At 72.0% G+C, this 24,921-nt stretch carries 25 protein-coding genes; 14 read left to right on the top strand and 11 right to left on the bottom strand.

The window, feature by feature from the left end:
* Window positions 1-15 precede the first annotated feature (15 nt).
* Window positions 16-1,176, bottom strand: a complete 1,161-nt coding sequence (locus ACWCPM_RS14740) for a magnesium and cobalt transport protein CorA (RefSeq protein WP_450976534.1) — start codon at window positions 1,174-1,176, stop codon at window positions 16-18.
* Between the two features lie 317 nt (window positions 1,177-1,493).
* On the opposite strand from ACWCPM_RS14740, the gene ACWCPM_RS14735 reads away from it, so the two are divergent.
* The 3 genes from ACWCPM_RS14735 (at window position 1,494) to ACWCPM_RS14725 (ending at window position 4,370) form a co-directional block, all read left to right on the top strand.
* Complete coding sequence (locus ACWCPM_RS14735) at window positions 1,494-2,516, top strand: TerC family protein (protein WP_450976533.1); 1,023 nt, start codon at window positions 1,494-1,496, stop codon at window positions 2,514-2,516.
* 25 nt (window positions 2,517-2,541) lie between these two features.
* Complete coding sequence (locus ACWCPM_RS14730) at window positions 2,542-2,748, top strand: hypothetical protein (protein WP_450976532.1); 207 nt, start codon at window positions 2,542-2,544, stop codon at window positions 2,746-2,748.
* 158 nt (window positions 2,749-2,906) lie between these two features.
* On the top strand, window positions 2,907-4,370 hold the full coding sequence (locus ACWCPM_RS14725; RefSeq protein WP_450976531.1) for a catalase: 1,464 nt from the start codon (window positions 2,907-2,909) through the stop codon (window positions 4,368-4,370).
* Here ACWCPM_RS14725 and ACWCPM_RS14720 read toward each other — a convergent pair.
* A complete protein-coding gene (locus tag ACWCPM_RS14720) occupies window positions 4,357-4,569 on the bottom strand; it encodes a DUF397 domain-containing protein (RefSeq protein WP_450976530.1) in 213 nt (70 codons plus the stop codon). The two genes, ACWCPM_RS14725 and ACWCPM_RS14720, sit on opposite strands and share 14 nt — an antisense overlap.
* Complete coding sequence (locus ACWCPM_RS14715) at window positions 4,551-5,393, bottom strand: helix-turn-helix domain-containing protein (protein ID WP_450976529.1); 843 nt, start codon at window positions 5,391-5,393, stop codon at window positions 4,551-4,553. Before ACWCPM_RS14715 ends, ACWCPM_RS14720 begins: the two co-directional genes overlap by 19 nt.
* Window positions 5,394-5,580: 187 nt before the next feature.
* On the opposite strand from ACWCPM_RS14715, the gene ACWCPM_RS14710 reads away from it, so the two are divergent.
* Both ACWCPM_RS14710 and ACWCPM_RS14705 read left to right on the top strand, forming a co-directional pair.
* Window positions 5,581-5,805 (top strand): hypothetical protein, encoded by a 225-nt coding sequence (locus ACWCPM_RS14710; RefSeq protein ID WP_450976528.1) that lies wholly within the window; start codon window positions 5,581-5,583, stop codon window positions 5,803-5,805.
* A complete protein-coding gene (locus ACWCPM_RS14705; RefSeq protein WP_450976527.1) occupies window positions 5,802-6,029 on the top strand; it encodes a hypothetical protein in 228 nt (75 codons plus the stop codon). The genes ACWCPM_RS14710 and ACWCPM_RS14705 overlap by 4 nt, the downstream gene beginning before the upstream one ends.
* Window positions 6,030-6,039: 10 nt before the next feature.
* On the opposite strand, the gene ACWCPM_RS14700 is transcribed toward ACWCPM_RS14705, so the two are convergent.
* Window positions 6,040-7,116, bottom strand: a complete 1,077-nt coding sequence (locus ACWCPM_RS14700) for an NAD(+)/NADH kinase (protein ID WP_450976526.1) — start codon at window positions 7,114-7,116, stop codon at window positions 6,040-6,042.
* A 145-nt stretch (window positions 7,117-7,261) separates the two neighbouring features.
* Complete coding sequence (locus ACWCPM_RS14695; RefSeq protein ID WP_450976525.1) at window positions 7,262-7,912, bottom strand: FMN-dependent NADH-azoreductase; 651 nt, start codon at window positions 7,910-7,912, stop codon at window positions 7,262-7,264.
* A gap of 124 nt (window positions 7,913-8,036) precedes the next feature.
* Between ACWCPM_RS14695 and ACWCPM_RS14690 the strand changes: the two genes are divergently transcribed.
* Window positions 8,037-8,378, top strand: coding sequence for a winged helix-turn-helix transcriptional regulator (locus tag ACWCPM_RS14690; protein ID WP_450976524.1), 342 nt, complete (start codon window positions 8,037-8,039; stop codon window positions 8,376-8,378).
* A gap of 27 nt (window positions 8,379-8,405) precedes the next feature.
* Here ACWCPM_RS14690 and ACWCPM_RS14685 read toward each other — a convergent pair whose 3' ends face one another.
* From ACWCPM_RS14685 to ACWCPM_RS14675, 3 genes are all read right to left on the bottom strand, one after another.
* Window positions 8,406-10,919 carry a SpoIIE family protein phosphatase gene (locus tag ACWCPM_RS14685; RefSeq protein ID WP_450976523.1) on the bottom strand — a complete coding sequence of 838 codons (2,514 nt, stop codon included), beginning with the start codon at window positions 10,917-10,919 and terminating at the stop codon, window positions 8,406-8,408.
* Window positions 10,920-11,219: 300 nt separating this feature from the next.
* The gene (locus ACWCPM_RS14680) at window positions 11,220-12,209 is read right to left on the bottom strand and encodes a helix-turn-helix domain-containing protein (RefSeq protein ID WP_450976522.1); all 990 of its coding nucleotides are present in this window, start codon (window positions 12,207-12,209) and stop codon (window positions 11,220-11,222) included.
* Between the two features lie 93 nt (window positions 12,210-12,302).
* Window positions 12,303-13,817 carry an IucA/IucC family protein gene (locus ACWCPM_RS14675; RefSeq protein WP_450976521.1) on the bottom strand — a complete coding sequence of 505 codons (1,515 nt, stop codon included), beginning with the start codon at window positions 13,815-13,817 and terminating at the stop codon, window positions 12,303-12,305.
* 112 nt (window positions 13,818-13,929) lie between these two features.
* Between ACWCPM_RS14675 and ACWCPM_RS14670 the strand changes: the two genes are divergently transcribed.
* The 3 genes from ACWCPM_RS14670 (at window position 13,930) to ACWCPM_RS14660 (ending at window position 17,568) form a co-directional block, all read left to right on the top strand.
* On the top strand, window positions 13,930-15,435 hold the full coding sequence (locus tag ACWCPM_RS14670; RefSeq protein WP_450976520.1) for an IucA/IucC family protein: 1,506 nt from the start codon (window positions 13,930-13,932) through the stop codon (window positions 15,433-15,435).
* A gap of 88 nt (window positions 15,436-15,523) precedes the next feature.
* Complete coding sequence (locus ACWCPM_RS14665; protein ID WP_450976519.1) at window positions 15,524-16,786, top strand: VWA domain-containing protein; 1,263 nt, start codon at window positions 15,524-15,526, stop codon at window positions 16,784-16,786.
* Entirely contained in the window at window positions 16,786-17,568 is a 783-nt protein-coding gene (locus tag ACWCPM_RS14660; RefSeq protein ID WP_450976518.1) for a hypothetical protein, read from the top strand. The genes ACWCPM_RS14665 and ACWCPM_RS14660 overlap by 1 nt, the downstream gene beginning before the upstream one ends.
* A 104-nt stretch (window positions 17,569-17,672) precedes the next feature.
* Here ACWCPM_RS14660 and ACWCPM_RS14655 read toward each other — a convergent pair whose 3' ends face one another.
* Window positions 17,673-18,314 (bottom strand): winged helix-turn-helix transcriptional regulator, encoded by a 642-nt coding sequence (locus tag ACWCPM_RS14655; protein WP_450976517.1) that lies wholly within the window; start codon window positions 18,312-18,314, stop codon window positions 17,673-17,675.
* An 85-nt stretch (window positions 18,315-18,399) separates the two neighbouring features.
* Here ACWCPM_RS14655 and ACWCPM_RS14650 point away from each other — a divergent pair, with 85 nt between their 5' ends.
* The 5 genes from ACWCPM_RS14650 to ACWCPM_RS14630 all read left to right on the top strand — a co-directional run bounded on the left by ACWCPM_RS14650 (window position 18,400) and on the right by ACWCPM_RS14630 (window position 22,129).
* Entirely contained in the window at window positions 18,400-19,608 is a 1,209-nt protein-coding gene (locus ACWCPM_RS14650) for a pyridoxal phosphate-dependent aminotransferase (protein ID WP_450976516.1), read from the top strand.
* A gap of 21 nt (window positions 19,609-19,629) precedes the next feature.
* Window positions 19,630-20,232 (top strand): histidine phosphatase family protein, encoded by a 603-nt coding sequence (locus ACWCPM_RS14645; protein WP_450976515.1) that lies wholly within the window; start codon window positions 19,630-19,632, stop codon window positions 20,230-20,232.
* 47 nt (window positions 20,233-20,279) lie between these two features.
* The gene (locus tag ACWCPM_RS14640) at window positions 20,280-20,933 is read left to right on the top strand and encodes a hypothetical protein (RefSeq protein WP_450976514.1); all 654 of its coding nucleotides are present in this window, start codon (window positions 20,280-20,282) and stop codon (window positions 20,931-20,933) included.
* A gap of 61 nt (window positions 20,934-20,994) precedes the next feature.
* On the top strand, window positions 20,995-21,417 hold the full coding sequence (locus ACWCPM_RS14635) for an acyl-CoA thioesterase (RefSeq protein ID WP_450976513.1): 423 nt from the start codon (window positions 20,995-20,997) through the stop codon (window positions 21,415-21,417).
* Window positions 21,418-21,478: 61 nt separating this feature from the next.
* Complete coding sequence (locus ACWCPM_RS14630; RefSeq protein ID WP_450976512.1) at window positions 21,479-22,129, top strand: exonuclease; 651 nt, start codon at window positions 21,479-21,481, stop codon at window positions 22,127-22,129.
* Between the two features lie 130 nt (window positions 22,130-22,259).
* Here the strand turns inward: ACWCPM_RS14630 and ACWCPM_RS14625 are convergent, their stop codons facing one another.
* The gene (locus ACWCPM_RS14625) at window positions 22,260-23,639 is read right to left on the bottom strand and encodes an 8-oxoguanine deaminase (RefSeq protein ID WP_450976511.1); all 1,380 of its coding nucleotides are present in this window, start codon (window positions 23,637-23,639) and stop codon (window positions 22,260-22,262) included.
* Between the two features lie 125 nt (window positions 23,640-23,764).
* A complete protein-coding gene (gene pucL / locus ACWCPM_RS14620) occupies window positions 23,765-24,712 on the bottom strand; it encodes a factor-independent urate hydroxylase (RefSeq protein ID WP_450976510.1) in 948 nt (315 codons plus the stop codon).
* Window positions 24,713-24,921: the final 209 nt, after the last annotated feature.

The following is a 24,921-nucleotide window of genomic DNA, read 5'->3' as shown; positions in this document are numbered from 1 at the left end:
AGCGGCCACGGTCGTTCAGAGCCAGTCCCGGCGCTTGAACACCAGGTACAGACTGAAGCAGACCACGGCCATCAGCAGGAGGGCGAAGGGGTAGCCGAGGACCCAGTGCAGTTCGGGCATGTGGTCGAAGTTCATGCCGTAGACGGTGCCGATGAGCGTGGGCGCGAAGAGGATGGCCGCCCAGCTGGAGATCTTCTTGAGCTCGGTGTTCTGGGCGTGGCCCGCCTCGGCCAGTGCCTTCATCTCCTCGTTCTGGGACTGGGAGACGAGGGTGGCGTTGACGGTGAGGATGTCGCCGAGCATCTGCCGGAAGCCGTCCACACGCTCGGCGACGGTGGTCGCGTGGTCGGCGACGTCCCGCAGATACCGTTGCAGCTCCTCGTTCGTGCCGTACTTCGCGAACCCGGCTTCCAGGCTGCTCACGATCGTCAGCAGCGGGCGGGTGGCGCGCTGGAAGTCGACGACCTCGCGGGAGAGTTCGTAGATACGGCGGGAGACCTTGGGGTCGCCGCCGAAGACCTCGGTCTCGATCTCGTCGATGTCGTTCTGCAGCCCGGCCACCACGGGCGCGTAGCCGTCCACGACGGCGTCCAGGATCGCGTAGAGCACCGCTTCCGGGCCCAGCGCCAGGAGTTCCGGGTCGTCCTCCTCCAGACGCTTGCGGACGACTCCCAGGTCCGGGGCCTGGCTGTGCCGGACCGTGAGCACGAAGTCCGGGCCGACGAAGATGTGGATCTCGCCGAAGTCGACCTCCTCGGTCTCGTCCAGGTAGCGGGCCGGGCGCAGGACCACGAAGAGGGTCTCGCCGTAGCGTTCCAGTTTGGGCCGCTGGTGGGCGACGATGGCGTCCTCCACGGCCAGTTCGTGGAGCCCGAACTGGTCGGCGGCCTGCCACAGCTGCTCCGGCGTGGGCCGGTACAGCCCGATCCAGGCCATCGTGCCGGGCTCGCCGGGCAGCTGTCCGTAGATCTGCGCGAGCGAGGTGGGCGCGTCGACGCGGCGTCCGTCGCGGTACACCGCGGCGTTGACGAGGCTGCGCTCCAGCGGCACGCGGGGCGGCTCCGGGTCCGACCACAGGTCCATCGAGTGCTCGGGAGCCGGATCCGCGTCGCGCCGGTCGGACGGGCGCAGTGGCCACTTGCCGCCGCGAGCTGCGCGGGCTCGCCAGTCGGACATGGCCGCACCTCCTCGAAGAAGTCCTCGTCCGGCGGCCGCGGGGCGCGCCCGGCGCGGTGGCGGCCCGCCGGGCAGGGGTGAGGGACCTGGACGGTGGCTACGAGCCTAGGTGCCGACGCGTCGCCGCGCGATCGATCGGCGCGATACGCGTCCCTCGGCCGGCGGGCCGCCTCGCGACCGCGCGCGCCGGGTGACCGCCGGGCACCCGCGCCTCGACGCCCTCGTCCACGGCGCGGACCGCCCCCGTCCCGGGGAGACAGTCCCTGTCGCATGACGCAGACTCGGAGGAGGACATTCGCGCGTGAGGGGTCGCGCTCGTGCACGACGTGCCGCTGTGGTTGTGGATGGTGTTCGCCGTCACCGTGCTGGTGTCGTTGGCGGTGGATCTCCTTGCCCACCGCCGCGCGCACGTCATCGGGTTCCGGGAGGCCGCCGCCTGGAGCGCCGTGTGGGTCGGGCTGGCGATCGTCTTCGGTGTCGCGGTCTTCCTCGTGGTCGGCACGACCGCCGGTGTGGAGTACACCACCGCGTGGCTGCTGGAGAAGAGCCTGTCGGTCGACAACCTCTTCGTCTTCGCGCTGATCTTCGGCTACTTCAAGGTGCCTCGCGCCTACCAGCACCGCGTGCTCTTCCTCGGCGTCCTGGGCGCCCTGGTCTTCCGCGGCATCTTCCTCGCCGCCGGCGTGGCGATCGTCAGCCGGTTCACCGCGGTCCTGTTCCTCTTCGCGGCCATCCTCTTCTACAGCACGTACAAGATCCTCAAAGAGGAGGACGACAGCTTCGACCCCGGCAGGAGCCTCGCGGTCAGACTCCTGCGCAAAGTCGTCCCGGTGCGCGACGAGTACGCGGGGACCCACTTCTTCGTCAAGGAGGGCGGCAGACGCGTCGCCACTCCGCTGCTCGCCGTCGTGGCCGCGATCGAGGCCGCGGACCTGGTCTTCGCGGTCGACAGCGTGCCGGCCGTCCTGGCCGTCAGCAGCGACGCCTTCATCGTCTACACCAGCAACGCGTTCGCCATCCTCGGCCTGCGCGCCCTGTACTTCATGCTGGCGGGACTGCTCGACCGCTTCCACTACCTCAGCAAGGGCCTCGCCCTCATCCTCGCCTTCATCGGCGTCAAGCTCATACTGCAGGCCGCTCACGAGATCATCAGCCCCGCCGTGCCCGAGATCCCGTCCCTCGTCAGCCTCGCCGTCATCGCGGTGGTCCTGGCCGCCTCGGTCACGCTCAGCCTTCTGCGTCCTCCCCGCGCCGGGGAGGCCACCGTCCGCCCCGGCGACGACCGCCCCCATGACGATGACCCCCAAGACGATGGCCCTCATGACGACCGTCCGAAATAGGCAAAATAGTTCTAAAATGTCACTTATGAAGAAGCAAAGCAGTCCGCCGCGGCGGCCGCACTCCTGTCACTCGTGCCGCCAGCCGGTGGAAGACGTCGTGGAGCGCCACAAGACGATGGGCGTCTACGTCCCGGTCTGGGTCGCGGGCCCCTGCCACAACCCGCGGTGCGACCGGTACGTGGCCTCGGAGGCGGAGATCACTCCGTGCGCGGCGAGACGTGGCGGCGCGTGACGGAGTGGAGGCACTGAGAGAGGGGTACACGGTCCGGCCCACCCCGGAACAGGGCTCGATCTGGATCCAGTCCAAATGTTGCTGATGTCATGGCGGCGGAGTTGACTGGCTGGGGTGAGCGAAGCGACCTGGATATCGCCTCAGGCAGGAGGACGCTCATGACTCAGGAGCCCCGGACGGCCCCGTACACCACCACCAACTCCGGCATCCCCGTGGAGAGCGACGAACACTCGCTCACCGTGGGTGCCGACGGCCCGATCCTGCTGCAGGATCACTACCTGATCGAGAAGATGGCCCAGTTCAACCGGGAACGGGTGCCTGAACGGGTGGTACACGCCAAGGGCAGTGGGGCGTACGGGTTCTTCGAAGTGACCAACGACGTCAGCCAGTTCACCAAGGCTGACCTGTTCCAGCCCGGGAAGCGCACGCAGATGCTGGCGCGCTTCTCGACCGTCGCCGGTGAGCAGGGTTCGCCCGACACCTGGCGCGACCCGCGCGGCTTCGCGCTGAAGTTCTACACCGAGCAGGGCAACTACGACATGGTCGGCAACAACACGCCGATCTTCTTCGTGCGCGACACGATCAAGTTCCAGGACTTCATCCGCTCCCAGAAGCGCCACCCGGCGACCGGGCTGCGCAGCAACGACATGCAGTGGGACTTCTGGACCCTGTCCCCCGAGTCCGCGCACCAGGTGACGTGGCTGATGGGCGACCGGGGCATCCCGAAGACCTACCGCCACATGAACGGCTACTCGTCGCACACCTACATGTGGATCAACGGCGGCGGCGAGCGGTTCTGGGTGAAGTACCACTTCAAGACCGATCAGGGCATCGACTTCCTCACCCAGGCGGAGGCGGACGAGCTGGCCGGGTCCGACGCGGACAGGCACCGCCGCGACCTGTTCGAGGCGATCGACTCCGGGAACGCGCCGAGCTGGAGCCTCAAGGTCCAGATCATGCCGTTCGAGGACGCGGCGGACTACCGCTTCAACCCGTTCGACCTCACCAAGGTGTGGCCGCACGGCGACTACCCGCTGATCGACGTCGGACGGATGGTCCTCGACACCAACCCCGAGGACTACTTCATCCACATCGAGCAGGCCGCGTTCGAGCCGTCCAACCTGGTGCCGGGTGTCGGTCCGTCGCCGGACAAGATGCTGCTGGGACGGCTGTTCTCGTACCCCGACACGCACCGGTACCGGATCGGACCGAACTACGCCCAGCTCCCGCCGAACCGGCCGCACGCCCCGGTGAACTCCTACGCCAAGGACGGCCCCATGCGGTACGAGCCGTCCCGCGCCTCGATGCCGTACGCGCCGAACTCGTACGGCGGGCCGGCCGCGGACTTCGGCCAGTTCGGCGACGCCGCGAGCTGGCACACCGCCGGTGAGCTGGTCCGTGAGGCGACCAAGCTGCACGCCGAGGACGACGACTGGGGGCAGGCCGGGACCCAGGTCCGCGAGGTGCTCGACGACGCCGCCCGTGAGCGGCTGGTCTCGAACGTCAGCGGTCATCTGCTCCAGGGCGTGTCCCGTCCGGTCGTGGACCGCGCGCTCCAGTACTGGAGGAACATCGACAAGAACATCGGCGACCGGATCGCGTCCGCGGTCAACGGGGGCTGAGCGAGCCCTCCTTGACGCCGGTGAGGAAGGCGACCCACGGGGCCGCAGGGAAGATCAGCACGTCTCCGTGCGGGAGTTTGCTGTCCCGCACGGGGACGATGCCGTGGAAGTCGTGAGTGACCTCGATGCACTCACCGCCGTCCGAGTTGCTGTAGGAACTCTTGCGCCAGCCGGCGGTACTCAGGTCGGTTCCTCGCACGGGGCTTCCTCCAGGGTGGCCAGGACGAACTTCCGCGACTCGGCCGGGGGCAACGCCAGGTCGCGCATCGCATCGTACGCACGCTGCAGTCGCTCCACCGCTGCGTGCTCGTCTACGAGTTCGCCACGGTGCGCGTTCTCCGTGTACGCCACAGTAGCGCCGCCCGGGAGGCGCAGGAACATCAGTGCGGTGCTGTCGAGTCCGTGCATACCGGCCGCCAGGGGAAGTACCTGCACCGTGACGGTCGGCCTCTCGGCCAGCTTCACGATGTGCTCCAACTGGCCCCGCCACTCCCCCGCATCCCGCAACGGCGTCCGCAGCACCGCCTCGGAGAGGATCGTGCGGAACGGGGGCGCGTCCTCCCCCTCCAACAACTCCCGCCGCCCCATCCTCGCGTCGACCTGCTGGTCGAGTTCCTTGCCGCGCAACCCTCCAGCGGCCAGCACCTCGCGGGCGTAGCCCGGCGTCTGCAGCAGCCCCGGCAGCACGCTGACCGCGAAGTGCCACAGGCTCACCGCCTCCGACTCCAGCGCCATGTACCGGCGGTAGCGCTCGCGGAACTGCGTGTGGTCCCCGGCGGCCAGCTCCCAGAGGGCCAGCAGCAGCCCGGGGGTGCCGTAGTGGGTGTCCAGGGCCTGCACCACCTCGGGGCTGCCGAGCGTCTCCCCCTTCTCCATCTTCCCGAACAACGACCAGTCCCAGCCGGGCCGTTCGCCGAGCTGCCGCAGGCTCGTCCCGCTCGCGGCGCGCAGGGTGCGCAGCTCCTCCGCGAACCGCTGCCGCGGCTCCTGGCTCCGACCGGTGACGACGCGGCGCTGCGGCATGGCGGCTGGCTCCGTTGCTGATGTGGAAGGTGTGGAACCGGCCCCGGGCGGCGGGGAAGGAGCGCCCCGTCCACGGCGTGACCGGGCGCGTCCGGGCGCATGCTCGTCACGTCCGGACTACGCAGCATAATCGAGGCGGCGTGGTCCGTTCAGCCGATCGCCGGAACCGACCGCTCGGAGGACGCGCATGACTCCCGTACCGCCCAAGATCCAGGAAGCTCTCGACGCCCGCGACGCGCTGGCCTCCGCCCTGAGCCTCGCCGGCGTCCAGCTGCCCGCGATGGACGTCCGCACGCCGTGGGCCGACGACCGTGAGAGCGAGGCCCGTCACGCGCTCGTCCACCTGGGCGTGTGCTCCGCGCCCGTGGCGCTGATGCTCGCGGACGTGATCCTCAAGGGGGCCGCCGGATGACCGGGGACGTCGAGGTGCCGGGCGTCGGGGACGCCGTCCACGACACCCGCCGGGACCGGTGCGGGCGGGTCATGGGGCGCGAGGGCCCGTATCTCCAGGTCCGCCCGCTCGCGGGCGGGCGGGAGTGGGACGCGGCTCCCGAGCAGCTCCGGCTCCTGGACCAGGACGAGTTGCTGCGCGTCCTGGTCGCCGAGGCAAACGCCCGCAGCAGACGCGGCACCTGACCCGCCCCGGTCACCGCAGGGCCGCGGTGCCTCCGGTGCGCGTCAGCAGTGCCAGATGGTCGAGGTCTCCGGGCGGCGGGCTGGTCATCGACCACAGCGGCGCGGCCGGTCCGTCGGCGACCGCGGCCGGGGCGTCGGTCAGGTTCATGCGGTCCCGCAACCGCCCGTAGAAGTCCATCGGCTCCAGCCGTACGGCCCGCAGCCGGCGCGCGGCGGCGTACACGCCGATCCAGTCACCGGGGTCCAGCACGCCGCGCAACTGGCCGTCGATGCTGACCGCGGCCGGGCCCGACCGTTCGAGGACCCGCAGCCCCACCGGCTCGTCGGGGGCCGTCACGACCGAGCGGTCGAACGCCATGTGCGGGGCGACCGGCGTGAAGACCAGGGCATCGGCACGCGGCGAGACGACCGGGCCGCCCGCGGCGAAGCTGTAGGCGGTGGAACCGGTCGGCGTGGCCACCAGGAGCGCGTCGGCGGAGTAGGAGGCGAGGAGCTGACCGGAGACGTAGACGCCGACCGAGACCTGCCGGTCCCGGGCCACCTTCTCCAGGACGACGTCGTTGAGCGCGGTGACGTCCAGCGGTATGCCCCAGTCCGGGTCGATCGTGCAGTCCGGGCGCACCTGGGGAGGCGGCAGCAGCGGGCCGCGGCCGAAGCGCACCCATGCCTCCAAGCCCGTCGGCACCTCCAGGCGGCGGGAGGCACGCAGGGCGAGCAGCATCCGGCTGTCGATCCGCAGCTCCCGGCCGTCCCGCACCGCGTCCAGCGCGGCGCGCACACCGGCGGCCGGCACCTCGGTGAGAAAGCCGACCCGTCCCACGTTGACCCCGAGGACGAGGGCGTCGTTCTCGGCGGCCAGCCGGGCGCCGCGCAGGAAGGTGCCGTCGCCGCCCAGGGTGACGATGAGATCGGGATCGCCCGCGGCGGCGACCTCCTCACCGGCGCTGCGCCGGCCGCCGTTCCCCCAGACGTCGATGTCCGTGCAGCGGACGTCGTGCTCCTCGCACCACGCGCGGACCACGCAGGCGGCGTCCAGGGCCTCCTTGCGTCCGCCGTGCACGACCATGCCGAGTCGGCTCACTTCCATCTCTGCCTCCAGGACGGTCGCCTCACCTTCAGGATCGCCGCATCGGTGCCCCCGCGCGCCTTCGGAAGCGGACCAGGCGCCGCGCGGGGGCCGGACCGGCGCCTCGTAGGGGAAGGCGCCGGTCCGGCGGGCGGGCCAGGGCCGTTCAGGCCGCCATGCGCTCGGCGAGCTGCTTCGCCTTGAAGGCGGCCTCCTGGAAGGCGCGGTCGCGGGATGCCTCGAAGAGCGGGATCAGCTGGTTCATCGCCGGGTTGTGCGGGGCCATGGTGAGTTCCGGGACGATGAAGTCCACGTCCAGGGCGAGGGTGTCGCCGAGGACCGCCCGCAGGTAGTTCTGCACATACTCGAAGGGCTCCTTCGGCGTGCCCGGCGCGTACGAGCCGCCACGGCTGGCGACGACGGTGACCGGGGTGCCCTTGGCGGAGGGGGTGTCGCCGACGGTGCGGCCGAAGAGGATCACGTTGTCCAGCCACGCCTTGAGCGTGGAGGGGATCGTGTAGTTGTACATCGGCGCGCCGATCAGCAGCGCGTCCGCCTGCTCCAGTTCCTCGATCAGCCGCACCCGCTCCGCGAAGGCCGCGGCCTGCCCGGACGTGTGGGTGTCCGGATCCGCGAAGCCGGCGGTGTGCGAGTCGGCGGTGATGTGCGGTACCGGGTTCGCGGCGAGGTCGCGGTGGACGACGGTGCCGCCGGGGTGCTGCTCCAGCCAGGTCTTGCGGAAGGCCTCCGCGACCGTGCGGGACGAGGACGCCTCGCCCGGGAAGACCGACGAGTCGATGTGCAGCAGTGTGGCCATGAATCTCTCCAGCAGAACGAAGCCCCTAGCGATGCTTCAGGGGCTGATTTCCAGTGCGTAGCTATTAATAGCATGGGAGCTTACTTTTTTTCACCCCCATACAGGAGGGTAGTACCCTGAGGGCATGACGGACGCGCAGGTTCACGACGCAGGGGCGTGCAAGCGGGTGGACGAGGGCATCACCCGGGTCTTCCAGCTGCTGGGGAAGCGCTGGACCGGCCCCATCGTGGCCGTGCTCGTGGGACAGCCCGCGCACTTCGCGGACCTCGGCAGGGCGATCCCCGGCATCAGCGAGCGCATGCTCTCCGACCGGCTGAGCGAGCTGGGCGCGGCGGGGCTCGTCGTGCGCGAGGTCGACGAGGGACCGCCGCTGCGGGTCTCCTACCGGCTGACCGAGGCCGGGGCCGCGCTCGAACCCGCGCTTCAGGAGCTCGGCTCCTGGGCCAAGGAACACCTGCCGGGTTAGCCCCGGGTCAGCCCGCCACGGCGCCGGTCAGTCGTCGGTGCTCTGCTCGACCCAGACGATCTTTCCGTCCTCGGTGTAGCGGGTCCCCCAGCGCTCGGAGACCCGCGCGACGAGGAGCAGCCCGCGTCCTCCCTCGTCCGAGGTGCGGGCATGCCGCAGCCGCGGGGAGGTGTTGCTCCCGTCGGACACCTCGCAGGTCAGGACGTGACTGCGGATGAGCCGCAGCGACACGGGCGGCTTGCCGTACCGGATCGCGTTGGTGACGAGTTCACTGACGATCAGTTCGGTCACGAAGGACGCTTCGTCCATGTCCCAGTCGCTGAGCTGCCGCGTGGCGAGGGAGCGGGCCGTGGCGACCGTGGCCGGGTCGCTCGGGAGGTCCCACGAGGCGACATGGCCCGGGTCGAGTGCGCGGGTGCGGGCCACCAGGACGGCCGCGTCGTCGCGGGGCCGAGGTGGGACCAGCACGTCGGTGAGCGTCGCGACCGTCGACTGCGCGGGGCCCGGCGGGCGGGCGAGCAGGGCGGCCAGGCGGTCCTCGCCCGGGGGAGAGGGGGCCTGTTCCGGCTCCCCCTCCGGCTCCTTCGGAGGGAACGCCTGAAGGAGCCCAGGGGTGTAGAGCACGAGCGTGGAGTTCTCGGGGACCTCGAAGTCCTCCCTGCAGAACGGCGCGCCCGGACAGCACAGCGTGTCTCCGACCGAACGGTCCACCGTCGTCACCGTGCCGTTCGGACCGACCATCACGGGCCAGGGATGACCGGCGGTGGAGGCCGAGCAGCGGCGGGACACGGGGTCGTAGATCAGATAGAGGCAGCTGGCTCCGCACTCCCGCCCGTGGCCGGGCGTCCTGCCGCTCGGGGCCGGCACCGACTGGTCGTCGTCGCTCGCGAAGCCGGTCGTCCCGCCGTTCACATGCCCGGGGCCGCGCAGCATGTCATCGAGCCGGGCGAGCAGTTCGTCCGGTTCCAGGTCCAGGTCCGACAGCGTGTGCAGGGCGGCCCGCAGGCGGCCCGCCGCGGCGGCGGACTGTATGCCACGCCCCGGCACCCGGCCCACCGCGAGGGCCACCCTGGCCCCGGAGAGCGGCACGACGTCGACCCAGTCGCCGCCGGAACCCGCGGACACATAGGTGTGCGCCACCTCCAGCGCCTGCTGGGGCGGAAGTCCGCGCGGACGCAGCGCGCGCTGGAGACCGACCAGCGAGTTGTGTTCGCGCAGATGCCGGCGGGCGTTGTCCAGGCTCTCGGCCGTGCGCCGGGCGAGCTGGGAGACAAGGGCCAGGTCGTCCACGCCGAAGGGCCGGCGTTCCCCCCAGCGGCAGAAGGTCGCGAGCCCGAGCACCCGGTCCTGGGCGACCAGCGGCGCGACGATCATCGAGTGTGCCCCCGTGCCGTCGCAGGCCGGCGTCCTCATGCCGCGCAGGATCTGCTGCCCCAGCGGGGAGAGCGGGTTGACCAGACGGGGACGGAGATCGGCGAGCACCTCGCCCGGGTCCATGGGAGGGAGGGCGTCCTCAGGGATACCGGCCCTCCCCGGGCCTCCGTCGCCGCGGCAACGGACGGCCGCCCGGCGCAGCACGGTGGCGGGCCGTACGGGTCCGGGCTCCAGGTCCTCGCCCGCGAGAACCCGTTCCAGCACCTCGACGGCGACGCTGTCGGCCACGACCGGAACGGACACCTCCGCCAGACCACGGGCCGTGTCCATCGCGTCGAGCGTGGCCCCGATCCGGGTGCTGGCCTGGGCGAGCACGGTCAGCCGCTCAAGGGCGAGGTGGCGGTCGGTGACGTCGACGGTGGCGTCCGCGATGCCGAGGACCCTGCCCTCGGCGTCCTCCAGCCGGTAGACGGAGGCGGAGTAGACGTGCTCGTGCTCGGGATCGCCGGGTGGGTGTATCCGCTTCTCCACGCCGACCGCCGGCTCTCCGCTGGTGAGCACGTTCGCCATCACCCGCTCCACCGACTGCACGCCGAAGCCGGACCACACCTCCGACGGGCGCCTGCCCAGGGCTTCCTCGACGGCGGTGCCCTGCATGCCCTCGGCCGCGGGGTTGAACCGCAGTATGCGCAACTGCGGGTCGAGGAGAAACAGCCCCGTGGGGGAGCGCGTGAAGAGCATCTCCAGCAGCGCCCGCTCCAGCTCCGGGGTCCCGACCGGCTCAACGGCTCCGCCCGGCTCAGCCGTCCCTACCGGCTCGACGGTCCCGTCCAGATCTGCGGCCCCGCCCGGCTCGGTCGTCCCGCCCGGCTCGGTCGTCCCGCCCGGCTCGGCGGTCCCGCCCGGATCGGCCGGGACCAGCAGCACGTCCCACCCCGCGCCCGTGTCGGTGCGCTGGGGCCGTACGGCCAGCCGGCACCTCACCACACCGCCGTCGCGGTGCCGCAGCGCGACGGTGAAGTCCTCGGCGTGGGAGAGCGGGCCCCCGTCGGCGCCCATGCCCACGAGCAGACCCAGGGCCGGACGGCCCCGTACGGCCTCCTCGGGGTAACCGAGCAGCTTCTGGGCGGCGGGGCTCCATCTCGCCATCAGGCCCTGCTGATCCACCAGGACGTGAATCCCCTCCCGGACCACGTGGCCGTGAACCGGGCGACCGGTGGTGTGCGACGCAGACATAACGATCAGCTCTCACTCGCCACAGAGCCCTGCACGCGTCCAGTGTCCTCCAGGGCCCGCGTGCGCGCACAGCCTCCGGCCCCCGCCCCGGGCTCGGACGGTCCCGCGTCGGGCTCAGAGCAGCCGCACCCGATCGGCGACTGCCCGCTGAGCGGCGCGGGCGGCCACAGGGCGGTGTCCACACGCGACCATGGGAAGTCCGCGGTGGACACCCGCCCCTTTTTCGGGGGCTCAGATCCAGTTGCGGCGGGCCGCGTGCCAGCCGAGCTGCATCCTGGTGGCGACACCCGCGAGGCTCATCAGGCCCTGGATGCGGCGCTGGACGGTGCGGCGGCTGATACCGAGCTGACCGGCGATGGCCTGGTCCGTGAGCCCGGCGACCATCAGGGACAGCAGATGCCGGTCGTCCGCCGTCAGCGCGGTGGGGTCGGTCTGCGTGCCCGATCCGCCGAGCCTGCCCTCCGGCGTGACGTGCAGGGGGACACCGATCTCCCAGTAGCGCTCGAACAGCGCCACCAGCGCCCCCAGCAGGCTGCTGCCGCGGATGACCGCGGCGGTCACCTCACTGGGGTCGCTCGCCGGGCCGGCCGGCGCCAGCGGGCAGATGGCCAGGCACCGGTCGGCGATCGCCATCCGCAGCGGCAGCGCGGGCACGGCGCGCGCCACCTCCCCGGCCCGCACGCCCTTGACGACGTTGTCGACCGCGCCGGCGTCGTCGAAGAACGCCTGCTCGTACAGGACCCGGTAGGCGACCCCGTCGGCCATCGCCTCGAACTCGGCCTCGTTGGTGCCCGACGGCATCGCCACATACTGCGCCTTGCAGAACCAGAGCAGTTCCCGGCGGGCGGTGGACTGGATCTGCTGGAGGCGCTGGCGCAGCGCCGCGGCGCCGGTGATGATCTCGACGACGTCACCCGCGTCCCGGGCCCAGGCGTGATGGCGATAGGTCTCCATGAGTTCGGAGATGACGGTGCGGGCCTTGTCCAGGTCACTGGCGCGGCGTTCGAGCCGGGGCAGCAGGGTGACGTCGGGCGGGTTGGCGACGAACCGTCCCGGCGTGCCCTCCACGGCGCGCGCCAGGCCCTTCGCCTCCAGCGCCGCGAGGAGGCGTTGCGCCGCCGCGACCTCCGTGCCCGTCGACGTGGACACGTCCGCCGCCGACGCCGAGACGGCGAAGACGAGGGCTCGATAGGCATCGGTCTCGGCGTCTGTGAGACCCACCGGCTCCAGCATGCTCTGCCCTTCCGCCCTGGCCGACCACCGCGCGGCCCAGCGGTCAGGGTAAGCCAGACGGGTGAGGCGGGTTACCGGGGCCTATCCCTCGGACAGCGGATTGGGCAACGGACGGTAGCGGGCGTCGGCGCCGTCCGCGCCCGTCCAGCGCAGCAGCAGGTTCGTCTTCGCGGGGAGTGACGGCGCGGTGAGCAGGCCGGCGATCTCGGGCAGGTCGTGCCGGGACAGTTCGCGGCGGACGGCCGGCCAGGGGTCCAGCCCCGGGTGGCGTTCGGCGAGGACCTCGGCGAGCTCGACCAGGTGGTTGACGACGAGGCAGTACACCAGCCGCTCCCAGCCGGCGGCCCGGTCCACGTCCGGCAGCAGCTTGACGCCCTCGGCGTCCCGGAACAGTGCCCGCACCGGTACCCCGTCGGCGTCACAGGCCACCAGCGAGTTCTGCAGGTGCGCCTCCAGTACGACGCCGTGGTCCGCGAAGGCCGCGAGGACGGGGGGCACCATCTGCCGCAGATACGCCTCCCACCAGTACGCCGGGTCCGTCGGGCCGTCCAGCGGGCTGCCCGTGAAGCCCTCGACCAGCCCGGCGGACAGGTAGGGGGTCGCGCCGGGCGGGACGTGTCCGCGCAGCCCGTCACGGACCAGGACGGCGAGTTCCTCGAAGGCGAAGCCGGCGGTGCGGTAGCCCCTGTCGCTCAGCCAGGCCGCCGTGCCGCCGGTCAGGGCCCGGCTCGCGGCGGCGTCGGTGCGGCGCAGCTTCAGCAGGTCGTGCCGCCACAGCCGCCGCACGTCGTTGGTGATGCGCACGTCGAGGCTGAACTTCAGGAAGAGGTCGTGCTCCGGCGCGTACACCGTACGGATCGCCGCCGTGGGGTGGACCGGGGCGGCGGTGGTGCCCAGCCGGATCAGCCGGCCGTCGGCGAAGGCGGGTGCGAGTTCCCGGGCCGTCAGGTCGAGCTGCCAGGGGTGGGCGGGCAGCAGCCGGTAGCCGGGCGGGGGATCGCCGAGCGCGTCGAGCGCCGAGGTGTCGCCCTCCTCGACGACGGTGTCCTCGCGCACCGCGAGCAGGACGAGGGGGAAGCGGGCGTGCGCCTCGGGGGCGTAGGGGAGCCATTCGGCGACGGGTCCGCCGCCGCGCGCCTTGGGGGCGGGGTGGTGGGGGTGGCCGGTGATCAGGGACTGCTCGGAGCGCAGGTAGGGGTCGTCCGGTGGGGCGGTACGCGCGCGTGCGGCGAGGATGGCGGCGACGGCGTCCCGGCTGTCGGACATCTCGGCGGGCAGTTCGTGATTGGTCAGACCGGTGTGGCGGCGCAGTTCGTCGGCGACGAGCCGGACGAGTCCGGTGTGGTCGAGGCGGTGCCAGCCGTGGGGGGTGTGCACCTCGGGTGCGGTGGGACGCCGGTTCCCGCGCACCCGCAGCAGCCGGTCGCCGCCGGGCAGCCGGTAGACCCCGTTCCGGCCGGGCAGGGGCAGCGCCACCTCGCGCAGCAGACAGTTGAGCAGCGGCGCGGCGGCACAGGCGTCGGCCGGATCGGTGACGTCGCCGGGTGCCCCGGCGTCGGCGCCTCCGGGTGGGGGGATGAGGTCCACGCGTTCCACTCGTTCCCTACGGTTCATTCGGGCGGAGACGATCAGTATCGCGGTCGTCTCCCCCGCCGTGACCGCCGAGGTCGGGGCAGCTTGCCCCGACTCGTTCCCGAGGAGCCCGCCCGTGCACCGTCCCCCCACCGCCGAGACCGAGGTCGCCGACGAGCTGTCCGTCGTCCGCCCGGACCTCGCCGCGCGGTACGCGGCCGAACTGCCCGCCGCCCGGGCGGCCGTGCTGACGCGTCTGTGGCGCGCGCTCACCCATGAGCCGCTCCCCTGGATCGAGGGCCGCGTGCCGGGACCGGACGGCGTCACCCTGCGGCTGCGTGACGGCCGCCGGCTGCGCGGCCCCGCGCCGGACCCGTACTCCACCGCCGCCTACGTCACCGCCGTACGGCTCGACGGGGTGCCGTACGACCGTCCGGCACGGCTGATGACGGAGCTGGCCGTACCGCACGGTGCGGAGTTCGCCGTGGAACTCGACCACAGCGCGGCCTCCCTGGCCCTGTCGAGGGCGGCACAGCCGACCCACTCGGAAGAGTGGCCCGAGCATGACTGGGAGTGGGAGCAGCGGGTGGTGGACGGGCATCCCTTCCACCCGAACTGTCGCTCCCGACCGGGCTTCTCGGTGGCCGAGCAGTTCGCCCACGCCCCCGAGCACCGTCCGCTGGTGGGGCTCGGTCTGGTGCCGGTCCCGGCGGAGGCGTGCCTCGTGACGGGGGCGTGGCCGGACCGGATGCGGGACGGCGAGCGGGTGCTGGTCCCGGTGCATCCCTGGCAGGCGGCGCATGTGCTCAAGCGGCCGTGCGAGGCGCGGCTGACCGCGCACCCGCTGATGTCCTTGCGCACCCTCGCCCTGGACGACGGGGTGCACGTGAAGACGGCGCTCAGCGCGCGTCTGACCTCGTCCGTGCGGGACATCTCGGTGCCGTCGGTCGCCGCGTCCATGACCCTGTCGGCGTTCGCGGAGGAGCTGGCGGCGCGCACCGACGGCCTGCTGCACGTCACGCGCACGCTGGGCGCGGTCACGGACGGCTCGCCGGACCTGGCGGCCGTGCTGCGGGAGTCGCCCGAGGAGTACGGCGGTGCCGGTGAGCGGGTGCTGCCAGTGGCGGCGCTGGCGAGCGCGGGTCTGACGCGCTCCGCGGCCTGGCTGGGCGAGTTCGCGCGGCTCGCCCTCGGCGTCGGGCTGCGGCTGCTGGAGCTGGGCGTGGCGCTGGAGGCGCACGGCCAGAACCTCCTCGTGGTCCTCTCGGCGAGCGGTGCGCCGGTGCGGCTGGTCTACCGCGACCTGGCGGACATCCGCGTCAGCCCGGCCCGGCTGGCCCGGCACGGCATCCCGGACCCGGAACTTCCCGCCCGGATCGTCACGGACGACGTGACGGCGCTGCGCCGCAAGCTGTTCGGCTCGCTGGTGGCGGGCGCGCTGGCCGGGGCCGCGGGATCGGGGCCGGCGCTCGCGGCGGCGCTGGAGACGGCCGTGCGCGAGCTGCCGCGCAGCCCCGACCTCGCCGCGCTGCGCGAGGAGCCCCTGCCGGCGAAGGCGCTGACGCTGATGCGGCTGTCGCCGGGACGGGTCGGCGACCTGTGGGCGGAGTTGCCCAATCCGCTTGCCCCGTCGGCTGTTTGACCGGTGTTCGGGGGCCGGACGGCCGCCCGTGCGGCCCCGACGATCTCCTGTTTTGGAGTGCGACACCTCCGGTCAATAGGATCCGCCGATGATCACAAGACAACGGCTGGCGGCAGGGGCCTTCACCCTGCTCGCCGCGCTGGCGGCCGGGATCGCGCTCCCGTCGACGGCCCTCGCCGACGAGACCACGGCCGCCGCGCCCAAGGTCGACCTCGTCCTGGACGTCAGCGGTTCGATGCGGGCACGGGACATCGACGGCCAGTCGCGGATGGCGGCGGCGAAGCAGGCGTTCAACGAGGTGCTCGACGCCACACCGGAGGACGTGCAGCTCGGCATCCGCACCCTCGGCGCCAACTACCCGGGCGACGACCAGAAGACGGGCTGCAAGGACACCGCCCAGCTCTACCCGGTCGGCCCGCTGGACCGCACCGAGGCCAAGACGGCGGTGGCCACGCTGGCGCCGACCGGCTGGACCCCGATAGGCCCGGCGCTGCTGAAGGCCGCCGACGACCTGGACGGCGGCACCGGCTCCAAGCGGATCGTGCTGATCAGCGACGGCGAGGACACCTGCGCCCCGCTCGACCCGTGCGAGGTGGCCCGCGAGATAGCCGCCAAGGGCATCGGTCTCACCATCGACACGCTCGGCCTGGTGCCCAACACCAAGATGCGGCAGCAGCTGAGCTGCATCGCCGAGGCGACCGGCGGCACGTACACGTCGATTCAGCACACGGACGAACTCACCGACCGGGTCAACCAGTTGGTCGACCGTGCGGCCGATCCCGTGGTGACGCCGGTGGCCGCCGAGGGCGCTGAGCGGTGCGCGCAGGCGCCGACGCTGAAGTCGGGCCTGTTCACCGACCGCGAGGAGTTCGGGCAGCAGCGCTGGTACCGGGTCGATGTGCTGCCCGGCCAGGAACTGCGTGCCTCCGTGAGCGTGTCCGCGGACCGCGACGTCACCCCGGCGTACGGCGTGCTGCTGCGGGCGGTCACGGCGAAGGGCCGCGAGATCGTCCGGGGCGAGGCGGCGGGCAACGGCCGTACGGATGTGATCTCGACGGGGTTGCGCTACCCGAAGCGTGACAGCGACGAGGAAGAGCCCGTGGCCGAGAGCGTGTGCCTCCAGGTCACCCACTCCTACTCGGCGGCCCCGGGCGTGAAGACGACCCCCGGGCTGCCGGTGGAGCTGACGATCGACATCGTCGACGGGCCGTCCGCGTCGGACGACGTGGCCGCGTTCGGCCTCGGGCGCGGCTGGTGGCTGCTCGGCGCCCTCGTCCTGACCGGCTTCGTCGCCGGTGTGCTGTGGGGCTGGCTGTCACGCTGGCGGGTCGCGGTCTGGAGGACCAACTGATGCGTATCGTGCGAGTTCTGGGCGTGGCCCTGCTGGCGCTCGGATGGGCCGCCGCCCCGGCCGCGGCCGACTCCCCGTCGCCCGACCCGTCGCAGGAGGAGTCGGCGCCCGTGCAGGCGGGCACGTCGTTCCGTACGGCGGCCGAGATCGACCAGGGGCGGACGGCCACCGCGGACGCCTCCGCGGGCGACTACCTGTACTGGTCGTTCCCCGCGGACGCCGGTCAGCGCCCCACCGTCAAGGCGACGGTGAAGCTGCCGCAGACGCACGCCGCCGAGACCTGGCAGATCGACGTGTACGACGGTCTGCGGCGGCGCCAGGCCTGCCAGTACGGGCCGCAGACGCGCACCGCGGCGGCGGACGCCGCCTCGCTGGAGCTGGCCTGCACGCTGCGCACGGTGCGTGCCTGGTCGGAGCCCTGGGCGAACGACCCGCTGCCGGGCACCTACTACATCCGTCTGACGGCGGTGGGCCTGCCGACGACGGACCTGGGTCTGCCGGTGGGCGCCGAGGTACGGGTGGAGGCCAAGGAGATCGGCGGCGCGGCGGCCGTGGACGGCTCGCTGGCGGAGCCGCTGGTGCCGGGTGCCGCCGTCGTCAACTCCCGTGAGGAGGACGAGGACTCGGCCGTGCTGTCGAGCATCGAGCCCGAGGACGGCTGGGCCTCCGGCTGGTGGTCCGACCGGTGGGTGTGGACCGCGGTCGGCGGCGTGCTGGCCGCGCTGGCCGGCATCGGAGGGTACGCGCTGACGCGGGGGGCCGGACGGCCGACCGGGGTCTGATCGCCTGAGCCCCTGTACCACCGGGGGCCACCGGCCGGAAGGACCACCGAGCGAAAGGGACGCCGATCAGGAGGCCCGCCACCGTGCGGGCCTCCTGCCTCTCCTCACGCCTCCCGTAGCGCCTTGGCGAGGGTGCCGTCGCCGGTCACCGTGATCCGCCCGTCGCGTACGGCCTCCGCCACACCGACCTCGCCGCGGGCGAGGGCCGTGCAGGTGTCCGTGCCGAGGACGAGCACGGCGTCGGGCTCACCGGGCGCGGGCCCGTCGCCGTACACGGCACCCTCCTCGGCTCCCACCCACAGATGGAAGTCCCCCTCCTCCAGGCGCACTTCGACGAGGCCCTCGCCTTCGAGGCCCTCGCCTTCCAGGGCCCGCAGCAGGGGCAGCGCGAACCAGTGGGCCCGGACCGCGTCCGTGGGACGCCGCTCGCCGAGCCCGGACCGCCCCCACACACCGAGCGCCTGGAGGACCGGCAGCAACTCCTCGCCGCGCGGGGTGAGTTCGTAGACGTACGCCGCACCGGGCGGCGGCAGCCTGCGCCTGGTCGCCAGCCCGTCGCGCTCCATGTCCTTCAGCCGCGAGGCGAGCACGTCCGTGCTCACACCCGGCAGATCCGCGTGCAGGTCCGTGTAACGGCGCGGCCCGGCGAGGAGTTCACGGACGATCAGCAGCGTCCAGCGGTCGCCCACGACATCGAGCGCACGGGCGGCGGGGCAGTACTGGTCGTAGCTTCGGCGAGGTGGCATGCGACGCAGTCTAGACATGTCGTTGGACTTTCCAAGCTCGCACTTGGTAAAACCAAGCAACACCACAACCGGAGGGGCGCACCGCATGGAGTTCCGCCAGTCGAGCAAGCTGAGCGAGGTCTGCTACGAGATCCGCGGCCCGGTGATCGAGCACGCCGACGCGCTGGAGGAGGCGGGGCACAGCGTGCTGCGCCTCAACACCGGCAACCCCGCCCTCTTCGGCTTCGAGGCGCCGGAGGAGATCCTCCAGGACATGATCCGGATGCTGCCCCGGGCGCACGGCTACACCGACTCGCGCGGCATCCTCTCCGCCCGCCGCGCGGTCGCCCAGCGCTACCAGACCCTGGGCATCGAGGTCGGCGTCGACGACGTCTTCCTCGGCAACGGCGTCTCCGAACTGGTGTCGATGGCGGTACAGGCGCTCGTCGAGGACGGCGACGAGATCCTCATCCCCGCCCCCGACTTCCCGCTGTGGACGGCGGTGACCACCCTCGCCGGCGGCAAGGCGGTCCACTACCTGTGCGACGAACAGGCCGAGTGGTACCCCGACCTGGACGACATGGCGTCGAAGATCACCGACCGGACGAAGGCCGTCGTCCTCATCAACCCGAACAACCCCACCGGCGCGGTCTACCCGAAGGAGATCGTCGAGGGCGTCCTCGACCTGGCCCGCCGGCACGGCCTGATGGTCCTCGCCGACGAGATCTACGACCAGATCCTCTACGACGACGCCGTGCACCACTCGGCCGCGGCCCTCGCCCCCGACCTGGTCGTCCTGACCTTCTGCGGCCTGTCCAAGACGTACCGGGTGGCGGGCTTCCGCTCCGGCTGGCTGGTGGTGACCGGACCCAGGCAGCACGCCAGGGACTATCTGGAGGGCCTGACCATGCTGGCCTCCATGCGGCTGTGCGCCAACGCGCCCGCGCAGTACGCCATCCAGGCCGCGCTCGGCGGCCGGCAGTCCATCCAGGAGCTGACCGCGCCGGGCGGCCGGCTCCACGAACAGCGCAACGTGGCCTGGGAGAAGCTCAACGAGATCCCCGGGGTCTCGTGCGTGAAGCCGAAGGGCGCCCTGTACGCGTTCCCCCGCATCGACCCCGAGGTGCACAAGATCCACGACGACGAGAGGTTCGTCCTGGACCTGCTGCTGCGGGAGAAGATCCAGGTGGTCCAGGGGACGGGTTTCAACTGGCCGTCACCGGATCACTTCCGCATCCTCACGCTGCCGCACGCGGACGATCTGGAAGCGGCGATCGGGCGGATCGGGCGGTTCCTCGGCGGGTACCGGCAGTAGCGGGCACCTATCGTGTGCCGTATGGGTGATCTACTGCTGGTGCGGCACGGGGAGACCGAGTGGTCGCGCTCCGGGCGGCACACCGGCCTGACGGACGTCCCGCTGACCGACCACGGCCGCGAGGAGGCACGCGGGCTGGTGCCGCTGATCCGCTCGCACCGGATCGGCGCCTGCTTCGTCAGCCCCCTGCAGCGCGCGCGGGAGACGGCCGAGCTCATCGGGCTGAGCGGCGCGGTACGGGTGGACGCCGATCTGCTGGAGTGGGACTACGGGGGCTACGAGGGAATCACCACCGTCGACATCCAGCGGGAGCGCCCCGGCTGGTTCCTGTTCACCGACGGGGTGACGCCCGGTCCTCCGAAGCATCCCGGGGAGAGTGTGGAGCAGGTCGGGGCCCGTGCCGACCGGATGCTGGGCAAGGTCGACGCCGCCCTCGCGAACACCGAGGGCGCGGTCGTGCTGGTGTCGCACGGGCACTTCCTGCGGGTGCTGACCGCCCGGCGGCTGGGACTGCCGCCCCAGGACGGCGCGCTGTTCCAGCTGGCGACGGGAGCGCTCGGCCGGCTGGGCACCGAGCACGGGCGGCCCGTCGTCGCCGGGTGGAATGTCAGAGCCGGGTCGTAGCCTTCGAAGCGGTGGGAGGACCGCCCAGCGCCCGGAGGGAGCACGCCGTGACACGACCGCCGACGGCCGCGCAGCGGCGTGTCATCGACGCCGCCGATCCGGTGACCGGGCGGCTCAGGGGCACTGAGGCCCAGCTCGCGGCGCTGGTGAAGCGGGGGCTCGCCTTCCGCCATCCCCGGCCGCCGCACGACCACTTCCTGACCCCGGCGGGACACCGGACGCGGGAGACCGGGCCGGAGACCGGACGGGACACCGCGCCGGAGACCGGATCGGCTCGGCCCCCGGCCCCCGCGTCCACCGGTGTGTTCGCGGCGCGCATCGGGGGCGAGGAGGCGCCGTCGGCCACCGGACCCTCGCGCGTCCGCGAGGTGCACAGCGCCTGGCAGGGCCTGCTGGAGCTGCGCCGGATGACGAACCCGGACGGCGCCACCGACCGGCCGTGCGGCTGGGAGCGGACGCATCTGGTGCAGGCCGCCGCGCTCGCGCTGGAGGCCGCGGGGCATCACCCCGCCGGTACGGACTCCGCCGGCTACCGGGTGCGGGCGACCGCGCAGCCCGAGGCCGTCGCCGTCCACGCACCGGACGGCGAGACGCTGCGGGCCTGCGCGGCCACGCTGGAGCGGGCGGGCTGGCAGGCCGGCGAGCACACCGAGCCACGGACACGGGCGCGGTATCTGCTGGCCTCCCCCCGGAGGGCATGATGGGGACGACGAGCATGCCGGGACCAAGGGCGCGCGGCGCCCGCCACGACAGGGGGAAGCCATGACCGATCCGTTCTCCGTCCGCGTGACGGTCCGCGGATACGAGACCGATGTGCAGGGCCACCTCAACCAGGCGGTCTATCTGAACTACGCCGAGCACGCCCGCTGGTCGCTGCTCCGGGCGGCGGGGATCACCCAGGCCGGCCTGATCTCGACGGGCGTGGGCCCGGTCGCCCTGGAGACGAACATCCGTTACCTGCGGGAGCTGCTCGCGGGCGACGAGGTCGACATCACCTGCGTCTTCGAGTGGGGCGAGGGCAGGACGTTCCGGATGCGCCAGACGATCAGAAAGGCCGACGGGACGGTCGCGGCCGAACTGGTCGGGGTCGGCGGACTGCTGGACCTGAAGGAGCGCAGGCTGCTGCCCGAGCCGCAGGCGTACTTCAAGAAGCTGGCGACCGACCCGGCCCTGTTCGGCCTGTAGCGCCCCGCGCGCGCCAAATCCGCGTGCGGGGCCGGGTGTCGGCCTGCGATGCTCCCGTCCCATGGCCCCACGACGCATCAAACCGAGTCTGTACATCTCCGTGGACATCGAGGCCGACGGCCCGATCCCCGGGCCGTACTCGATGCTGAGCCTGGGCGCGGCGGTCGCCGGGCGGCAGGACGCGGACGGGTTCACGGCCGCCGACCCCGAGGAGCGGACCTTCTACCGGGAACTCCGGCCGATCAGCGAGGAGTTCGTGCCCGAGGCGCTCGCCGTGAGCGGGCTGGACCGGGAGCGTCTCGGCCGTGAGGGCGCCGAACCCTCGGCCGGTCTCACCGAGTTCACCGAGTGGGTGCGGGAGGTCACCGCGGGCGCCCAGCCGGTGATGTGCGGCTATCCGGCGTCGTTCGACTGGACGTTCCTCTACTGGTATCTGATCCGCTTCACCGGGGCGAGCCCCTTCGGCCACTCCGGCTGCATGGACATGAAGACGCTGTACGCCACCAAGGCGGGGCTGCCGCTGCGCGCGGTGGTCAAGGGCACGATGCCGCGCGAGCTCCTGTCACGGCGCCGACACACCCTCCCCCAAGCTTTCGACTTCGCTCAAGCAGGGGGGACCCCCACCGCGCTGGACGACGCGGTGGAGCAGGCCGAGTTGTTCGCCAACCTCATGGCGTGGCAGGGGCCCGAGGCGTCGCCGCCGGCTCGGTGATCTCAGGGGGATGAGGGAACGTTCCGGGGCGCGCTCGGGCGAGCGCGCCCCGGACACGGCCGCCATGGACCCCGCTCGGTCCACGGCCGCCGGCCGGGAGCCGTCCCTCCCGGCCGGAGTCCGGCTCCGGTCAGCCCTGGGCCGCGAGCCGCGCCAGCCGGCGCGCCTCGTCCCGCGTGGAGCGGGCGATCGCGTCCTCGTCGACGTGCAGCAGCCGGCCGTTCTCGACGACCGCCTCGCCGTCGACCAGGGAGAGCGTGACCGGGGCGGCGGCGCCGAAGACCAGCGCGGTGACCGGGTCGGCGATCGAGGAGTGGGCGAGGGTGTCCAGCTTCCACAGCACCAGGTCGGCCAGCTTTCCGGGCTCCAGGGAGCCGATCTGGTCGGCGCGGCCGAGCACCTGGGCGCCGCCGTACGTGCCGAGGCGCAGCGCCTGACGGGCGTTCAGGGCGGCCTCGCGGTGGGCGCCGAGACGGTTGACGAGCAGGGCGTTGCGCAGCTCGGTGTGGAGTTCGCCGGACTCGTTCGACGCGGTGCCGTCGACACCGAGGCCGACCGGGACACCGGCGGCGAGCATGTCCGGCACCCGGGCGATACCGGCGCCCAGCCGCGCGTTGGAGGAGGGGCAGTGGGCGACGCCGGTGCGGGTCCGGGCGAAGGCGGCGATGTCGGAGTCGTTCATGTGGACGCAGTGCGCCATCCACACGTCCTCGCCGAGCCAGCCGGTGGACTCGAAGTAGTCGGTCGGGCCCATGCCGAACAGCTCGTGGCAGAACTTCTCCTCCTCCACGGTCTCCGAGCCGTGGGTGTGCAGGCGCACGCCGAGCCGGCGGGCGAGTTCGGCGCCCTGGCGCAGGAGGCCGGTGGAGACGGAGAACGGGGAGCAGGGAGCGACGGCGACCTGGGTCATGGCGTCGAAGGAGGCGTCGTGGTGGCGCCTGACGGTCTCCTCGGTGGCGGCGAGCGCGCCGTCGAGGGTCTCGACCGCGAAGTCCGGCGGCAGGCCGCCGTCCTTCTGGCCGCGGTCCATCGAACCGCGGGCGAGGGTGAAGCGGACGCCCGTCTCGCGGGCGGCGCGGATGATCGAGCCCGACAGGTCGCCGCAGCCCCGCGGGAAGACGTAGTGGTGGTCCATCGCGGTGGTGACGCCGCCGCGGGCCATCATGGCGAGCGAGCCCTGGGCGGCCGCGTACGTCATCCGCTCGTCGATGCGCGCCCAGACCGGGTAGAGCGCGACGAGCCAGTCGAAGAGGTTGTGGTCCGTGGCCAGGCCCCGGGTGATCCACTGGTAGAAGTGGTGGTGGGTGTTGACCAGTCCGGGGGTCACGAGGTGGCCGGAGGCGTCGATGCGGCGTACGACGTTCTCCAGGCCCTCGGGGGCCCTGCCCGAGCCGAGCGCCTCGACGCGGTTGCCGGCGACGACGACGTACCCGGAGGCGTACTCGGTGTCGTCGGCGTCCACGGTCGCGATCGCGCAGTTCTCGATGACGATGCGCTGGGCTGCTGCCATGGTGCGTCCCTTTCGCTCAGCGGACTTCGGTGGAGAGGGCACGGCAGGACCCTGGAAGTTCTGAGTGCCGCGGCCGGGGAGCGGGAAGGTGCGTCCGCCGGCCGCGGGTGCCGAAAGCGGTGCGGTCAGAGGTTGGTGAGGTCCGTCGGGATCCTCGCCTCGGAGCCGTCCCTCAGGACGGTGGCCTCGATCAGGCCGTAGGGGCGGTCGGCGGCGACGTACACCTCGTTGTCGTTCTTCAGCCCGAACGGCTCCAGGTCCACCAGGAAGTGGTGCTTGTTCGGGAGGGAGAAGCGGACCTCGTCGATCTCACCGCGGTGGTCGATGATGCGGGCGCCCATCCGGTACAGCGTCTGCTGCAGCGACAGCGAGTACGTCTCGGCGAAGGCCTGGAGCATGTGCTTCCTGGTCTGCTCGTAGGACTCCTCCCAGTGGGGCATCCCCTGCTCGTCGTCGGTCCAGTTGAACCGCCAGCGGGAGGAGACCTGGGTGGCCAGGATGCGGTCGTGGGACTCGGGGAGCGTCGTGTACCTGTCCCTGACGAAGCCCCAGAACTCGGAGTCGGTCGAGTTCATCACGACCAGGTCCTTCAGGCCGGAGACGACCTCCCACGAGGTGCCGTCGTAGGTGATCTGCGTCAGCCGGGTCTCCTGGCCCTGGCGCACGAAGGAGTGCCTGACCTCGTCGGCGCCGGTGGACCCGGCGTGGGCGTCGGAGGTCGCGATCCGCTCCCAGGCGTACTCCTCGATACGGATCCGGGCCCGGTGGATCGGTTCCTGCGAGGTGACGAAGTGCCGGGCGAGGTGGATGCCGAACTGCTCGGCGGAGTCGATCCCGTGCTCCTTGGCGAACGCGTACACCGTGTTCTTGGTGGTGTCGGTCGGCAGCACATGGGCGTTGGAGCCGGAGTAGTGGACCTCGTCCATGTCGCCGCTCAGCGCGACGGACACGTTCAGGTCCTTGATGTGGTGGGTGGCGCCGTCCCGCGTGATCTTCACGACCCGGTTCTCGGCCTTGCCGTACTGGTTCTGACCCAGCATCACAGGGCGGCCGGGGCGGGGGTTCACTGCCATCAGAACCTATCCAGGGGACGCCCCGCTTTAGCGGGGTGGGGAATGGCTTCTCTGGGCTGCTCTGACTTCAACTGGGTGCTCGTATCTGCACTGTTCACCTGAGCCCATCTTTCTCCGCACTAGACCTGCGGCATGTGTATAGTAATCCTGTGACTGTGACCAGGAAGGTTCGCCAGTTCTCCGGCGGCGTGTATGACCTCGGGCTCCAC

The sequence above is a fragment of the Streptomyces sp. NPDC002309 genome (assembly GCF_053593375.1).
The sequence above is the reverse complement of the archived record's forward strand: the minus strand, read 5'-3'. Positions and strand labels throughout refer to the sequence as shown.